This window comes from Bacteroides sp. 51, from assembly GCF_010500965.1.
GTDB lineage: Bacteria > Bacteroidota > Bacteroidia > Bacteroidales > Bacteroidaceae > Bacteroides.
Genome location: NZ_QVMI01000004.1, coordinates 35,870 through 53,212 on the forward strand (window position 1 = coordinate 35,870; position 17,343 = coordinate 53,212).

General features: G+C 41.4%; 13 protein-coding genes. All 13 read right to left on the reverse strand.

The annotated features are described in order from the left end of the window. Positions 1–218: 218 nt before the first annotated feature. Complete coding sequence (locus D0T87_RS04835; RefSeq protein WP_163173360.1) at positions 219–1,031, reverse strand: KilA-N domain-containing protein; 813 nt, start codon at positions 1,029–1,031, stop codon at positions 219–221. Positions 1,032–1,317: 286 nt separating this feature from the next. After that, positions 1,318–1,881 carry a hypothetical protein gene (locus tag D0T87_RS04840; protein WP_163173362.1) on the reverse strand — a complete coding sequence of 188 codons (564 nt, stop codon included), beginning with the start codon at positions 1,879–1,881 and terminating at the stop codon, positions 1,318–1,320. A 4-nt stretch (positions 1,882–1,885) separates the two neighbouring features. Then, positions 1,886–2,287, reverse strand: coding sequence for a D-Ala-D-Ala carboxypeptidase family metallohydrolase (locus D0T87_RS04845; RefSeq protein WP_163173366.1), 402 nt, complete (start codon positions 2,285–2,287; stop codon positions 1,886–1,888). Beyond that, positions 2,284–2,763, reverse strand: coding sequence for a hypothetical protein (locus D0T87_RS04850; RefSeq protein WP_203558614.1), 480 nt, complete (start codon positions 2,761–2,763; stop codon positions 2,284–2,286). Before D0T87_RS04850 ends, D0T87_RS04845 begins: the two co-directional genes overlap by 4 nt. A 38-nt stretch (positions 2,764–2,801) precedes the next feature. Beyond that, entirely contained in the window at positions 2,802–3,287 is a 486-nt protein-coding gene (locus D0T87_RS04855; protein WP_163173369.1) for a hypothetical protein, read from the reverse strand. Next, on the reverse strand, positions 3,287–6,976 hold the full coding sequence (locus tag D0T87_RS04860; protein ID WP_163173371.1) for a hypothetical protein: 3,690 nt from the start codon (positions 6,974–6,976) through the stop codon (positions 3,287–3,289). The genes D0T87_RS04855 and D0T87_RS04860 overlap by 1 nt, the downstream gene beginning before the upstream one ends. Before the next feature lie 7 nt (positions 6,977–6,983). Then, positions 6,984–7,133, reverse strand: a complete 150-nt coding sequence (locus tag D0T87_RS04865) for a hypothetical protein (RefSeq protein ID WP_163173372.1) — start codon at positions 7,131–7,133, stop codon at positions 6,984–6,986. Next, complete coding sequence (locus D0T87_RS04870) at positions 7,130–7,738, reverse strand: DUF4376 domain-containing protein (protein WP_163173374.1); 609 nt, start codon at positions 7,736–7,738, stop codon at positions 7,130–7,132. Before D0T87_RS04870 ends, D0T87_RS04865 begins: the two co-directional genes overlap by 4 nt. Further along, positions 7,735–10,875 (reverse strand): hypothetical protein, encoded by a 3,141-nt coding sequence (locus tag D0T87_RS04875; RefSeq protein ID WP_163173275.1) that lies wholly within the window; start codon positions 10,873–10,875, stop codon positions 7,735–7,737. The genes D0T87_RS04870 and D0T87_RS04875 overlap by 4 nt, the downstream gene beginning before the upstream one ends. Then, on the reverse strand, positions 10,865–11,812 hold the full coding sequence (locus tag D0T87_RS04880; protein ID WP_163173376.1) for a hypothetical protein: 948 nt from the start codon (positions 11,810–11,812) through the stop codon (positions 10,865–10,867). Before D0T87_RS04880 ends, D0T87_RS04875 begins: the two co-directional genes overlap by 11 nt. A gap of 273 nt (positions 11,813–12,085) precedes the next feature. Beyond that, the gene (locus D0T87_RS04885) at positions 12,086–12,409 is read right to left on the reverse strand and encodes a hypothetical protein (protein WP_163173378.1); all 324 of its coding nucleotides are present in this window, start codon (positions 12,407–12,409) and stop codon (positions 12,086–12,088) included. A gap of 8 nt (positions 12,410–12,417) precedes the next feature. Continuing rightward, on the reverse strand, positions 12,418–12,657 hold the full coding sequence (locus D0T87_RS04890) for a hypothetical protein (RefSeq protein ID WP_163173380.1): 240 nt from the start codon (positions 12,655–12,657) through the stop codon (positions 12,418–12,420). 36 nt (positions 12,658–12,693) lie between these two features. Beyond that, on the reverse strand, positions 12,694–17,247 hold the full coding sequence (locus D0T87_RS04895) for a tape measure protein (protein WP_163173382.1): 4,554 nt from the start codon (positions 17,245–17,247) through the stop codon (positions 12,694–12,696). Positions 17,248–17,343 lie beyond the last annotated feature (96 nt).

The window sequence follows — 17,343 nt, forward strand, 5'->3', positions numbered from 1 at the left end:
ACAATTCGATTAAATACCACCTATTTACTTCCTTAATTTAATAATTTGCTCACTACTTGTCTGTTAAAATAAAACAAATAAACAACATTACAATAATGGTCGGTAAGCGCAACAAAATCGCTGACTCAAAGTATAAACTATATAGATAAAAAGCCCAGATTTACTCCGAAGCGGAGTTATTGGTTAAAATTCTATAGATTTTCGGTAAGCGATTAGTACTACAATGATTTTTTCTTTGATTCTACTGCATGTGGTGTCTCCTTTGCTGGCAAAGATTGAATCATTTTTTGTAAATGAGGTATAGCTTTAGAGTCCCTTTCTGTAAAGTATTTTGCAGCCCTATCCCTTATCCATACATTATGAAAGTGGTCTCTAAAATCACCAAGCAAGAAGTTCGGGTACAATTTCACCCCCTTAATAACTCTTCCGTCTGGATATGTGTGACTGTATGTAGGGAAGTCGTTTGGTTCCAGTCCTTTTTCATCACGAACCCATTGGGCGAACATTCTACCTTGAGATATATCTGGAACCATATTATCTGGTAGAATATATCCTAAATCTTCCATTGGGGCGATTAGATTATAGACAATCTCATTAAATACAGAAAAATGAGTTGGGGGTATTTCCGTTCTATTAATTAGATAACGTTTTAAATGATAAGGCAGACTCTGCCCCCCAGGAACATTTCCACTCATCCACTCAAATACCCACTTGGAAACTAACACGGCAAATTTTGGAGATGCCCACTGAGCTAAATTAATTGCAACTTGAGGGTGTACCCAAGTTCCTTGAAATTGCGGAACCCCACCTGTAACAATTTGAATCAGGGTCGTTGCGGGAATTCCCGTATCGGAAGATAACTCCTTAACAAATTCATCGGTTGATTTTAATCTATTGTAATCGTTGAACTTTTTACCACAGGCTTGACATAATGATGTGGCATTAAAATAACCATCTAAAATTCTTTGATTAATATGAACCTCTTCTACATTTCTGTCTATTAGAGCCAACTCTAATTGTTTTTCTTTCATTTTTGCAAATTATTAAATTATTAATCTGATTTCCCTGTCTCTACGGGTTGATGCAAATATATAAAATAAAAAAATAAAAACAAAATTTACATTACAAATTCAAAGTAAAAAAAAGGACAGCTATTCTCAACGAACATCCATCCTTTTCTTTAAATGATTAATCATTTAATAAATTTGCAATGGCAAATATAGGCAATTTTCTTAATGTTCCATGTCAAAAGGCATATTTTAATAATAACTATGTTATTATTATGACTAGATTAACAGTTTTAGCTTGTATCAAATTTCAAAACTTCCACTTCACCCCAACCATGTGTCCGTCACTCATTCCATTATACCCTTTCAAATACTGATACTCCACACCAAAGTCATGGTAGAACATACCGGCACCAACTGAAACATAATTCAAAGTACTCCATCCGGCAGAGAGGAACGGCTGAAATACGGGTTTCTTTATCCGTGTGATAACTTTGCTTACCGGGGTAAACTTCCAGTCAATCGACTGTAAAGAGTTATACTGAACCGTTGGGTATAGTTCTAGTTTACCTTTCTCTTTATCATCGAATGCAGTTAGTGAGTATTCCCGGCGCTTCTCATAATCTGCTATGATAACTGCGGTATCTGTAACTTGCGTTTCTTTACCATTAATGATCAACAGACGATAAGGCAGAAAAGAAAACTCAGGCATAACCTCCCGGACCGGAACAAGCTGACCCGTCGGAACGGAACCGGCTATCTCCTCCCCTTTCACGTATTCGATTTCTGGGATAGTTGATACGGTTGCCTGGCCAACGAAGAAAGCGATAACTACTAGAATAGAACAAACGAGTATGATATACTTTGTCTTCATAGTATCATTTTAAGTGGAGCACCTGCCTCCGGTTATTTTCTTTTCGATGGCTAACATGAATCCAGCTATAGTTCTTCTCATCAATCAACTGATCAAAAGGAAGATCAAGCGTCTGGATGAGTTCAAAGAGTTTCTTATTCCCTTCTTTGCTGCCTGTTGTTATATCTGCGGCCTCGCCTTTCAAGTGTTGCGAAGTAGAAGCTCCTCTTACGGCTCTATTCAAGGCGGAACACCGGTACCCGCTATTAACATGAATCGGTCTGCCCCATGCTTCGCGTAACGGGTCAAGAATGTTATCTACAAGGTTATTCAATGACTCAACAACCTTAGGAGGTGGTGTATTGTCTATTCTCTTATTCTTAGCGGTGTCGCTGTGCTTTAGTTCTTCGATTGTAAAATACTTCATTTCTTTTCCTCCTTATCTTTATTCAAATACTCAGCTACAGCCTTGGCTAGTTCTGCCGGATCAGATTTATGCTTTGCCAATTCTCCGGCAAGCAATGCAACATCCGATGTTTGCCGCTTTGTCTTTTCGTCTGCTTTCTCGTATATAGACTTCACTTCAATGATACCGACACCAATAGCTCCGATAAGCACAATAAATGGAAATACAGGGAAATTATGCTCATAGTAAGTATCAACATACCAGAACCCGGCCATTTGAATTGCATCGATCACCAGAAGCGCAAGAAGAACATTATAGTACTTAGCTATCTTTGCAAACGTTCGCCTTAATCCATTACTCGTTATCTTCTCACCTCTCTCAATAGCTTTTCTTATTCCCGCCCATAAATCAAATATGATAAACAGTACCGGAGTGATTAACACACATGCTGTAATCCATGCAGCTGCGATTAGTTTTTCAATTCCTTGTATTTCCATTTGTATATAGTTTATTGTTATCCCTAATTATAAATATATCACTGAAGTTGGTTTTCAAGCCCATTTATCTTATCCCGGATCGCTTGTCTTTCTTGATGTAGGGCAAGTACATCATAGGGAGCAGGCTCTCCAATCAGGCTAGCTTCATAGCATTTGGTTATCTTATAATCCTCGTTAGCAAGCTCCTTCTTCAGTTCTCCAATCTTCATTGAGATCAAATAAGGATCATTCGACCGTACTTCCCACTTCTGGTATACAACGCCTTCTATTTCCTCATAATAGGGAACAGCGATTTCATACTCTCCTACTTGCGGTGTCTCACTTTCTGAGAAATGAGCCATCTCATCTAGTTCTTGGATAGTAGCGTCATACTCCGCTTTGATAGCTTTATACTCTTCTGATTCTTCATCAGAGTTTAGATCATTCAACCCTTGATTGAACCTGAATAGCTCAGCTTGCTTCAACTCATCTATATCAAGTACATCTACCATGTACTTATCTATTATTCTTGCTCGTATATCCATTATCTTACCCAATAATTAAAATTCCAATTTTGTCCATCATAAATCAAAACAGCCGTATCCCCTCTTGCTGTAGTTTTAGAAGTAACAGTAGTACTACTATCTACATGAATACCTATTCCATTTCCTTGTATGGTAACATTTGAAGAGTTTACCCTCCGGATCATAATAATTTGTCCTATTTGTGGTTTTGATGGCAAGTACACGTTTATATCAGAGGTATTCATTGCAGAAATATAACAATGAGTACCTGTAAGCCAGGTGTTTTTATCAATTCGTCTACAACCAAAGTATAATCCGAGTGCGAGCAACTTTCTGAAATATCCGCCAAAAACATAAGAAGGATCTGAATAATTATTTATAGCATCACCGTATACCCCACATACAACTCTTTCATTATACACATCCCCCTTTCGCAGGTTTCTATTTCCTAAAGCTACAATAGATGAATATATATCTTTAAAACTTCCATCTTCATTGAAATCATTCGTCTCGTGCTTTACACCGGCACTATTTGCATAAATTCCCTGCGAACTAAAGTAAGCCTTGTCGCCTTCAGTTGTATTCGATTCGAGTAATCCTGATCCACTACTTAGGTTGATCGTTTGTTTTACATTATAGAAACCACCTGTAGGATTATATTTAGTGGTATCAGATGCTAATTCAAGCTTTGCATTTACACCATCCAGAGTAGCTTTTGAAGTTCCATCATTAGTCGTGTTTTGAGAGTAAATCTTTTGCATTACTGCTCCGTACCTGGTGAATATCCAACCGGCTATATTCGCATTCTCTGCCAAAAGCAGATTTGTTGCAATGCTTTCAAACTGTGCCCCGAAATCATTCCAATAGTCACTATTGATCACGCCATTTACAACGGGTGGCTGACCTTCAAAACCGTCTCCGGCATCAGAACGGGCGACATAATAATTACCGAGAAATTTAACGGCATCAACCCGTTTACTGGTTCCGTAATATATCTTATCGTCACTGTATGCATCACGGTATACCATTGACGGACCCGGACCACCGTTTTCACCATCTTTGCCATCATGGGGAGTCATCCTTACCGGCTTACTCCAATTTTGAAGTAGTTCCGTCGAAGATTTCTTGGTAACCGTACACCAGAGGTATTGTAAATCATTGACGGACGGCATCTCGGTAATCCAACCTTCAGGTTCGAAAGCAGTAACATCTAAGTTGGGTGGTGCAATCCTTGAACCATTAACTGCATACCGGTATTCATAAAAGTCTCCGTCCTTACCGGGAGTTCCTTCACCATCCTCACCCGGCCTACCTCGAGCGACTACCATCCAGTATGTGGTATTTGTAGGAGGATTCCCTTTACTTGGGTACTCATGGATATATCTATAGGTAGATGTACTACCTTCATATTCATATACTACTTCATCGCCCCGATAATAGACATATAGGTCCGAATACACTCCCCGGAATAGACCGACAATGTCCTCATCGCCACCTTCATTTTGAATAAGGGTACCTTTCAACCTGAGTTTACCATCCCCCTTGGTGTTAAAATCCAGAAAGGTACTAGAGTTCCCAACCCTGAAGGCATTAGCCACAAAGTCCAGGAAGTTCTGCCCATCGGAAGATACCACCCGGTCCGTAGTGATCCTGCCGGGAAGAATCTCAGTGAAACCATACAATGTTACAAAGCTCCGTTCACCCTCATACTCGCTATTCAAAATACCCATAAGAAGATGATAGAAACCTTTTTCTTCTTCCATGGCAATGGCTTTCTCGCTGAGATAAAATGATCCGAATGATACCATTTCATCCGTATTAAAAACTTTTGCGTATAGGTAATACTTTTTAGAACCATCGGTAAGAGGTGGGCTGTTAAACTCATAAACAGTCCAAATCTTATATTCGTTAGGTTTGTGACTGGATGATATGGAATCTATCCCAAGCGTCATGTGCTGTAAGATGCCCTTTGGGGATGTGAGTATTTTGGTTTCTTTGTCCCATATTACATTATGCGCAACTTCTGTAAGATCGGTTTTGCTTTCCACGAAACGGAACTGCAAACTCTCATCACCTACCAACAGCGACATCGTTTGAATAGCTATCGGTGATATTGAGTTGGTGAAGTTATCGAGCAGTGCATCTTCAAGCATTGCAATCGTCTCAATGGAATCCCGGAAGCGACGTTTAGTGAATTGAAGAGCATCTTTATGCTTGTTATCAACTACAATCTCATTACTACCAATCTTTTTCAGGTCGCTTGAAATGGTACTGCCAACAACTGAGTTGGATAACTCAATAACCGGACTGTGTGGGTTATTGATATAATCCTTTACTCCTACTATCCGGATGGACACACCCTCGGGTTCAAACTGTTCATCTCTAAAAAAGATGTATCCACCCAATTTGATGCGACCGCCAATATTTGGCCAATCCCTTTTAGCCCAGATTCCATCAAGCTCTCCGGTAAATGTAAACTTCTGCCCCTCGTTCTCATATAGGAATTTTGCAGCTTCTTTGTACATCTCCCATGATGCACCGACTTGTTCTGTATTGTTACACACATAAGTATCAGGCAGGGATATTCCAAATACAGCATACGTATCACCTTTCTTGGGTTTGAATGTATCGTCCGGCATAGTCCTGCCATCTAGTTCCTGAGGTACTATTTCAAAGCGACGTATAGCAACGTCTTCACCATCTACTTTTCCTGTATGAGTGTATTTCACTTCAAACTCCTTACCGGCCAGAATGCCAGATTGGAATATAACGGTTATAGTTTCACCGGGTATCAAACAGTCTTTGAAGTTTAAGTCATCCGGTATAGAGCTATCAATGAAGTCATAGAAGTGTTTTTCAGCATTAACCACTTCAACCGCAGTAACCTCACCTACCCTACTTGGATAAATATGTGAACAGTCTAAACTATCCTCTACTCCTGTTACCAGGTCTTTATCTAACCGGCGAATATAGAAACCGTCTGCATCTGAAATATATTTCCTGTCTTCATATTCGAGGACTTGTCCCTTGGGTAACAATAACTCAGGGCTTTTGTATACGCTAGGGTTAATGTTCCTATCACCTCCTTGTACATATAGGATTTCAATAGGCTTACTCCCCTCGTTTGCTCTCCCAACACCGGATTTGAAGCCTTTTCCACGTCCATAGGAAAGCGGAAGGGGAAAGTCTTTGTTGTATTCAACTTTACGCAGGCTGATTCTCTTTCGATCAATCTCCCACTCGGTGTCAAACTCATCGGCCATTTGAGAAAGCGCGTCAATGCAGTATGCATGGTTATATGAAATAACCTTCTCGTTCGCTTCTATACAATCCCCTACGGACCAGCCGCTTTCCCGTTGATTCAGGTTCTCAACCAACATTTTTAAATGCTCTTCCGGTTTAGCCGTCAGGGAGAACTTCAATTTACGGGAGGTTACATCTTTAAATTTATATTTGCTTAGTTTTGCCTGTTGAGCATCCAATATCAATGTGTATTCGAAATTCCGGGTGTTGTGCATCGTGAAGTTCTCAGGCTTTTCCAGTGTGTACTCTTCGCCCTCATAAATACAGTATGCACCAAGTGGAATCTCTATATGCTCAGGAAGAGAGTAATAAAGTGTAAGACTATGCTCACCCTTGATCGCTCGGTACCGGTAACTCTCATCATTTACCAGCAGTTCAAGATTGGTACCATTAAAGTATATGTTCATATCTTATTTACTTCTGATTGTTAAAACGTTGTTTCTCTTTTCGCTCCCGCCGGTATTTCCTGATCCCGATCAATACACCAGACAAAGCAACCACACATATAGCCAGTTCTATCACATTAGCTGCTATACCGAATATTTTAATCTCTACAGGTATCATAACTCAAAACTTAGCTTTTCAGGATAACCAGCAGTGTAATCATAGGTCTGAACCTCTTCTACTGTTTCAAGCCCATACACTGCCGCCTTATGTCCTTGTGTAACATCGTATGTAACCTTAGCATATTGCTCCAAGGCACTTAACATTTTCCTCATTACCGGAATCGGTAAATCAAACGGCACCGGCGGCTGTGAGTCATACCATAAGCGGGTAACTTGTTGATCAGCTTCCGCTTCTACTTCGATGGTATAGGCTAAGCTTGTGCGCGTGGCTTTATCCAACCACATTGGCATTCCAGAAACGTAGAAGCAATTTACAGCATTACTACTGTCATAGGCTATGATTTTCGCTATTTTCTCTTCTTTAGCTTCCAGTAATTTCACTGCCAACTCTTCAGTAGTCGCCTGATACGCTACTACCTGACCATCAATGAGAGAAAGGCGCTTAGTCCTGTTAGATATACTGTCTATTTGCTCATCCGTTAGTTCAACTTCGATGAAGCCGCTTAAATCAATGGAGTCAATAATTAACTCGTAACGTGAGTCACGGTAATCCAATACCTGGATGATCTCTTCTCCTTCAGCTATTTTTATATATGTTTTCATAAATCAATTGAGTATATTTTATAAAGTCCACCGAAATTTGCAGGAGTACTGGTAAAGTTTATTTCAAATGTCCTATTATATGCAGACATGCCGGTAATTAAATTATTCCATGTTCCGGAACTTACTAACATTGAGACTGAATTTGGATCGGCAATCGAACCAACTGATTCTCCGTAAAGCCAGCCTAAAGCAAGGGTTCTTGTGAATACTAAAACATAAAGTTTATTCTTTGCAACTACATTCTCTGTTATTTGTGCGGTTATTCTTGATGATGTTAGAGGGAGATACCCGGTCCATCCAGATATATCTTTTAGTGTGGAACTGTTTAACAGGGTAGCGAGTGTCACATTCCCGCTGCCGTCAAAAGTTGTTTCTCCACTTACAGGCCCTGTTAATGTTATTTTCCGGGCAGTGGCCAGTTTGGTAGCCGTCGCCGCATTCCCGGTACAAGCAAGTGCAGTAGTAGCAGCTCCACCCGCGGTACTTGATCCTGCATAGTTATGAGTATGACTAGCAGCGGCAGCTCCTACTTCGGCAGCCGTATAACTCGGTTTGGTTGCAGCCTTCGCCCAGGCGTAAACATCTGATGCAGGTAGAGACGACGGAATATCAGATGTATATGCAATAGCTTTCCATGCTTGTGCAGCACCACTTATCATACTCCTATAATACATCCTTTGGTTACTATCAGTAAAAGGCATGGCCAATTCAGTGAAATAACCTTCAGCGTTATTATGTAGTATTTTTAGTTTATTATACCAAGTTCCATTATTAGGCCCTGTGGTTGAATTTTGAATAATCCCCGCATATGACCCATAGGTTGTAGAATCTGCTATCCCACTTAATGCAACAGCATTAGCCTGACCGAGAATATTGATCCCCCAGGTGCCCGATGCATTTGCTCCTGTAGTACTTGGAACACCAATTTCCGCTAGTGACCAGGAAATATTACCAGATCCATCGAATGATTTACCCGTACTACCAATAATGATTGTTCGTGCAGCCTGTAATTTTGTGGCCGTAGCCGCATTCCCAGTACAGGCAGCAGCTGAGGATGCTGTTGCAGCGTTGCCGGTAATACCAATGGCCCATGTTCCACTTGCTCCACCACCGGCTTTTGTTGGCGCATATTCATTGTAGTTTGAGCTGTTCAGAAACTTCTTCCAGGCTCCCCATGCACTTGCACCGCTACGCAGCCACATATTTCCATTGTCTGTAAATGCTAAATTATGAGCAGCACCACCACTTGAATCTCCCCAGGGATGAATATATACAGAACTGTGGTATGTTCCTCCATCATTTAAGCCATCTATTGAGTTGCCTTTTAAGTGACTTGCCGTTAGTCCTTTAGGGATAGCTGCATTGTAAGGAGCATATTCTGCACTTCTAGTATCCTGAAAGGGCAAGTAGTTATGGGCATGGGATGCAGCCGCCGCGCCGATGGCTGCCGGTGTGATATTGATAGTTTTTGCCGCCGAACCATCCCACGCGCCTTGCGAACTACCATTGAGTGAAATGGTTAGTGCTGCATTAACCTTATTGGCACTCGTAGCTGGACCGCCAGCAGTAGTAGAAGCAGCATACAGGTGAGCATGACTACTGATAGTTCCCGTAAGTACCGCTTCAACCTTAGCCTTCGTTAATTCGTAGGTAGATGATACGGGGATTCCTGTGTTATAGTATGCATTCTGATCATCATTATACACCCACCAGTTACCACCTTGAATGTATGGACTATGTGCCCGGGCAGATAAGCCACTATCAACATACTTATGTTGAGCAAGATTATATAGCAACCAGGTACCCGTAGCGGATACTTTGGGAGGGTTCTCTGATATTTCTTTAGCACTAGCCGCAGCGGTGTTAGCATTGGTTGCTGCAACATTTGCCAGTCCTGCCTTTTCGTTGGCATTGGTAGCAGCAGCATTGGCAGAGATCGCGGCAGTGTTTGCTATCCCAGCTTTATCGTTAGCTGCCACAGCAGCAGCATTAGCATTGGTAGTAGCTTCATTCGCCTTGCCAGTCGCAGTATTTGCACTTGTAGCAGCATTGTTGGCAGCTATGGCAGCGTTCTCAGCATTGGTTTTTGCAGCATCTACACTACCGGCTGCATTGTTGGCAGCAGTAGCAGCATCGTTTGCGGATTTCGCAGCGTTATTAGCGGATGTAGCGGCTTCGTTTGCCTTTCCTGTAGCTGTGTTAGCATGCGTTGTAGCTTCGTTTGCATTATTAGCGGCAGTGTTGGCAAGTCCTGCCTTTTCGTTGGCGTTAGCGGCTGCCGTATTTGCTAGTCCGGCTTTTTCATTCGCATTGCTTGCGGCAGCATTGGCATTACCCGCAGCAGTGTTAGCTAGGATGGCCTTTTCGTTAGCGTTATTTGTAGCAGCAACGACATCGGCTTTCATCCCGGCAAGGTTCTCTGTTTCAGCGATAGCTTTTGCAGTAGCTTCCTTTGTATCTTTAGTGGCTAGGATAGCATCATCCTTTGCTTTGTTGGTAGCTGCAATGATCGCGCCATATTCACTTACACGGGCTTCTTCATTGGCTATGCGGATATTCTCTGCATTTACGCGTGCAGTCTCGTTGGTCAGACGTATTGATTCAGCATTTGCCCGCGCTGTCTCTGCGACCTTCCGTGCTGATTCATTAGATTCCCGTAACGTTTCGGCATTTATGCGTGCCGTTTCTGCTGTTTTACGTGCATTCTCATTGGAAACACGGGTAGATTCAGCAGTTTCCCGGTTCGTCTCTGCTGTCTTGCGTGCCGTTTCTGCCGAGACACGGGATGTTTCAGCATTTACACGGCCAGTCTCAGCAGACTTACGTGCGGTTTCGTTGGAAACTCTCACTGACTCGGCATACACGCGACCGGATTCATTGGAAACTCGTATCGCCTCACTGGAAGCCCGGGAGGATTCAGCTTGCACACGTAACGCTTCAGCCGTTTTGATTTCCTCCTCTGTTTTCTTAGCGGATTCAGCGGCGGCATTAGCATTGTCGGCAGCATCCTTTACGAACTCAAGGCCTACTTTAACACTCGTTTGCCTTCCGTCTATGGTTTTAACCCCTATGGTGTATAGACCGCGGAGATCATTTCCTAATTGAAGATCACTTATTCTTACTCTTTTAATCGACATATGTTGATAGATCTATTGCAAATTCACCGTCTTCTGTAATAATCAAAAAACCATCTTCTGAGGCAAGGAAGAACTCTTCTTCTGAAACCCGGAACGATGTAAATACAAGGGTTAAGCTGAACTGAAACCAAATATCACCAACCGGTGAGAAGTCGGTTACGGAACAAGACTTATAATAGCAGGGATACTCATAACCGGTTTCATCCACGTAAAGCATACGTTCGTAGGGTTCCTCTATTTTAGGGCGGATCAGATCATATAGAAATGATTCATAATTACGCCAGAACTCCTTTAAGGAAGTTGCCCGCATGAGACAGTTGAGTTTAACATCCTTGGTCTGGAACTGGACATACTCACCATCGTAGATAGCACCGTTTTTCGAGTTGATATTTACCAGAAGGTTTTTCTTTACTGCCGGGGATTTCAATACCTCAGACAAGCTACCCTCTAAAACGGTTATCCCGTAATCAGACAGGCTACGGCCATCCAGTTCATAACCTTCCAGTGAATTGATAGTGCTACTTGGCTCCTGGTATACATGTTCCTCGGAATTAAGAGGAAAGTCATCGGCAAATCTCAATGTAAATGATTTGGCAGTAGATACAAGAGATAAGGCGTTCTGGGTCGTCATGCGCAAATTGTATGGCCTGTCAATATCCTTAAACTCAAAGTAGTGATAGGCTCCATCAGACAGTAGATTAATGAAAGTCCCAAACCTTGAGAATAAATCGGTACACGCAAACTTGATATTGAATTCCCGGGAATCTAACACAAGAGATGATAGGTCAAACTCTTCCCCGTCTTCCTCTGCCCAATTGTTGCTATCAAGGCTTTTCAGAGGAGGAAAGTTAACCAACTCATTGTATCCACCATCGGTTACAAAAACATCGTATAGCGTATATACGTCTTTACCATCTACGAATAGTTTCCCAGTCATTCTTTTATTATATTGATTATTTGTCTATTATTTTTAATTGTAATAAAATAATAATTACTTTTGCCAAGTAACAGTATTTAGCCAACCTGCCAAATCTAAGATATTGAATATGGCTCACGTAGGCGGGGTCATGGTCGCCTGCTTAAAATCTGGCAGATATGGCTACTGTTAAAATCAGGGTTAGAACTCAGGTTCGTGTGACTACTCGCACAACAGTACGGAGAACCGTACGGAGGGGATAACCTGGAGAGGGAGGGTGCAATCCTCTCTCTTTTAGTTTTTAGCCTTCTTCTTTGGTGGTGCAATCATCGTAGATTTTAGAGTCAAGTTAGAAGTTGAATCCAACTGTTCCTTGATAGCACGTTTCACCCTTGCAAGGATGCTGTCGCTGATCATAACCAACTCAAGGAACGGCGCAACTTGTTCCTCTGGCATCTCAACCTCACCATCAGTATCATGTATAGCACGGCATACTTCCTCTAATTCAAGGCTGGATGTCATGCCCATGATTTCATTTGATACAAACTTGGCACAGTTAATAGGCGCAAACTCACCGAATCTCACTTCGGTATTCAGTTTCGTTAAATCAATCTTCATAATGTTTCTTACTTTTTAGAGTTAATGAATAGAGGCAATACAGTATCGCTAAGAACTTTAATATTCTTCTCCGGATCACCTGATACGCCATACAGCGATAAGCTGATACCTTCCTTGAATACCGAACCCTGTCCCAGGGATTCGCCGTTATCTCCGACTACCGCAAATTCAATAGAATCAACTTGCTGGGTTGCTTTGCCATCAGTATATACTTCACTGATACTCTTCTTGGTTACATTTACTTTCATAATTGATATTGTTAAATAGTTAATAAATAGAATTTATTATTGTCTTAGTTTTAAGCCTTTCAGATCCATGCTATCAAGGCTGGCTTTCGCACTCTTCAAATTACTGTCCATGCTTTCAAGCCTCTCATTCATAATATATAATTCGCTGGTGTTTTTGCTGATCTCTTTTAGGTAGAGTACCTGATTTAAGCCTATCTCACGCATGTCCGCGAGAGTCTCACCGGCAGTCATACCTATCTTTTTCAGGTCGGCAACGTCTAACTGGATAACACCGGCTAACTCCTTGATCTGTTCGCCTGTGTACTGCATGGCAGTAAAGCGTCCGTTAAGTTCATCGGCTGAATCCTGAGACATGGAAGCAAAGCCTTTCTTGGAAGCCTCGCGCTCCTGATCTCCTCTCAAATCAAATCCCATATTCGAGAAAGCTGAATTCACACCATTCATAAAGTTTTGCATAAATGGTGTTTCTGCCTCAATCTTTTTGTTGATACCTCCCATGAGATCAGCCACGGCAGTCATGAGTTCCTGTTCTGACATCTCTCCGGCAGCGTACTTCTCATAAAGATCGGTAAGCTGATCATCGAACCCATCGAAGATTCTGCTCATGGCGAGGGTCTTCATCGCATCTGTAACGATGTCGCGGAATGTGTCGGAGGCATAATCTTTGAAAGAATCAAGAACATCCTTGCCCTCATCAAACCAATCCCAGAGAGAATCTACAAAGTTGTCAACAATGGGCTCGTACATGGAGGAAACGTATTCACGCAATTGCTCCATATACTCGTCGTACTGCTCCTTCAGCTCGACAAGGGCTTTAAGAGTCTCTTCTGTTTGACCGACAAGTTTATCACCATAATTATCCAATAGGCTTTTTGCCAACTCAGTATTGATCATGCCCTGATCATCAAAAAGCTGGGTATCTAACCCCTCGAATTTGTCTTTATTATTATTTATCCACGTTTGAAGATCTTCTGTTTTTTGTGATCGACTCCCACCCCACCAGTATTTTTTATGAGACTGCGTTTCAACTCGCAGATTTTTTGCAGCAGCAGTCGTTCCTTCTTCATATTCGCGTAGGATATTAAAGCCATATAGCTTTCCAAATGTGCTATCTATCCCAGACATTATAGGCTTCCATAATTCTTCAAGCCACCCGCCACCTGACTTGTTTTGATAGATTGCTTGCTGTTCTTCAAGCTTCGAATCATACGCCTTCTTATATCCTTTATTGAGTTCCTTGGCATCTCTTAGGTTACGAAGGTTATTTACAGCAAACCAATTCTCCTCTTCTTGGCGAGCTTTAATTACTGCAATTCCATACTCATTAACGGCATCAGTTAACCGGTTTATATCTTTAATCTTATCTGCATATTCCAAATAATCATCATGGGCACTTCCAATAAAAGAACTAAGTTTCTGCATTAATTGGATGGCGGCACCAATGATAGCAAGGATTACCGAAGCCTTCTCTATTGCTTGTAAAGATTTAGAAGTAGTATCAGAGACCTTGGTAATACTCTCCATAGTAGTACTGGCGAACAAACCAATATCACTAATAAAGCCTATTATCTCACCAGCGGTACCACCAATTGCGTTACCTACATTTGAAAGAGCATCGAACAGTTCATTCATCTGCTCACAGACCGCCTTCTGAGCCTTGACAACGGTGTTGGATGCTTTTCTATAATTGTCCTTTGCTTTATTGACGTCGGCAATAGCATCTTTCTCGGACAAGTAGGTTTCTACAAGTTCACCATTCTCGTTCTTCTCGGACTTGGTGACTATCTTTGCGCCATTTCTTACTTGTGATAGTCTAGCCTGAGCATTAGCCAGTTCGCTTCCGGCAGCAGTAAGTTGCTTTTGAGATTCGGCTAGTGCTTTAAACGGATCACGCTCTACAAGTTCGTCAATGATTGACTGGATCGTACTAGTATATTCCCGCAACTCATCCGGATTCATTGTTTCGGCAGCCTTGTATTTCATTTCATCAAGCTGCGTTAACAATGAGCCTAATGTTTCGGAAGAAGTATTCTTCAAATCTTCAAATGCCCTGACATACTCAGGAGACTTTTTGAGCATATCGAAATCAAAGGAAATAAGTTCTTTCCCCTTGTCTTTCGTTGCTTGGGCCAGTGCTTTGTCTATCTGCTCTACAAGTTTAGTGTCACCCTTCGCTTGTGCTTCTTCTCTTTGCCTACGTAACTCAGCTATATCATTATTGAAACGTTTTTCTATTTCCAGGCGTTGGGTGTCATAATCCTGGTATGATTGCAATAATCTTTTCAAGGAATCCTTTTCCGCACCCTCGTTTCTTGTGTACGCCAGATTAAACCCGCCTTCAAGCTGCTTCTTTTGATCATCAGGTAACTGATCAGCCGTCTTTGTAGTGGGAGTAAACACAAGTCCTTTCTTCTGGTAATCCGGGTTCTTTTTTTTCCACTCGTCGTACTCAGCATCCTGTTGGGCACGGAGCATGCGTTCTTGTTGTTTTAAGACATCGTTATACTCTTTGTCATAGCTGAGTTGGCGCATTTTAGCCTCTTTCTCGTAAGAATCTTCAAGCTGGCTTATGTTTTCCTCACGAGTCTTTATTTCCAGATCAACAGCATCATGCATCTGATCGATACGTCGACGATCAGCATCCCGCTGAAGTTCGTAAGCGGAGGATTGGATTTTGTTGTTGGTACCAGAAGTATCATTATAGACTTCCAACTCTTTATTGGCCTCTTTCAGAAGTTTACTTTGTTCCTGATAGGTTTTGACTATGGCAGGGTCAATTCCTTCAAATTTACCTGCATCAAGCAGTTTTTTTTGCTCGGAACCAATGGCTTTTATTGCTTTTTCAGCAGATTCCTTTTGCTTTTTCCAATATTCTTCATTTTGCACTGTGTTAGCACGTACCTTTTGTATATCTTCAAGTGATTTTATGTAATTTTCAATTTCCGAACGATCGAACTGTCCAATACTTTCATCCGAAACTGCACCAAACTGTCTTTTTAACGTTGATATCATTTTGTTAAGATCGCTATCAGACATTTTTCTAGCTTCTACGATTCGCTTATTAAGGGTATCTGAATTGATAGTCTTTTGGACATCTGCACGTTGACGCTTCAACTCATTTAACATATCAATCTCCTCCTGAATAGCCTCTTTGCTTCCAGACATCCCCATGATATATTCTTCTTTGTTTCGTATTTTATCATCAAGGGTTTTGAGATCAATTTGACTTCTTTCCACCTTAGCCTGAGAGTCTAATTCTGCAATCTCCTTTTTCAGTGCAATAATATTCCTCAGGTGACCTTCTTCTGTAATATACTTTTCAATTATGCCAGGGTAAGCAGCCTTTAGTTGGTCTAATGCGCCAGTACGATCAAGCTCAGCGGTAGTCGCTTCGTTTATTTTTGAAATGAGGGATTCAATCTTCTGTTTATGTTCTTGCTCCTTCTGAATAGCCACTTCTTTTTTCTTATTATAATCCCTTTGCGCTTTATCAACTGCCTTCGTAGAATCAGACAATGCCCACATTGCAGAAACAAGACCAATGACAATAGTAGTAATGAGAACAGCAGGATTTGCAAGCATAGTTTTATTTAAAACACCCCAAACACGTGATAAATTTGAAGCAGTAACAGCCTGTAAAGCTTGCGATACTGTTAATGCTTTTCCTGCCAATGCTGCTTGAAGTTGCATTTGGACGTGCACTCTTTGAATTGCTGTAGCAACTATCACAGCTGCTTTATAGGCTCCGAACGTGGCAATGAGAGAAAGAAGAATTTTACCTACTTTTTCATAATTTTCGATTAATGCTGTGCCGGCCTGTATGGACCCTGAAATTACGTCTTCACTCTTTTCGCCAAGAGTATTCAGCATAGTATCCCACGCATCGCTCATTGCGGAAATCTGACCAGGTATAGTTTTTGCAGCATTGGCAGACATTCCAAAGAACTTACCACCTGCACTCGTTGCATCAATAAATGCCTGCTGAACCATTTCTGAGGAGATCGCACTTGCCGACATCTCATCTTTGAGTTGAGAGATTGATTTACCAGTCTTCTCAGCCATGATCTGAAGAGGGTTAAATCCAGCATTGATCATCTGGTTAAGATCCTGCCCCATCAACTTTCCAGTAGATGACATCTGAGAAAAAGCGAGTACAAGTGAATTAAACTTTGCAGTTTCACCCATTGAAATATCTCCAATCGCCTCAAGATATTTTGGCACATTTTCCGCTTCTATATTGAAAGACAGAAGCATTTGTGTTGCTTTACTTACATCTTTAAATTCTAACGGAGAAACGGATGCGTATTGTTTAACTTTCAAAAGCAAGGCATCTGCTTTCTCTTTATTTCCCACAAGCGTTTGAATCGCAGTGTCCATAAGTTGAAACTCGCCACGCACTTTTATTAGCTGAGAAAGGAAATCTTTTGCACCTGAAATAGCAAACACTCCTCCTAATGCCACGCCTGCCTTTTTGGCGTAATTACCGAACTGATCTATCCTTGTTTCAGCTTGATTTAAACTACGATACAAATCAGAGGCATCGGCACCAATAGCCATCATCAAAGCTCCATTTTTATTTATAATTCCCATAAGATATTTCTCTTAAAATATAAGAGAGGGGTTTGCTTATCAGATTAGAAGAGGATTGAAGTATAAAAAGCCTATCGAAAAGTTGTATGATATGTA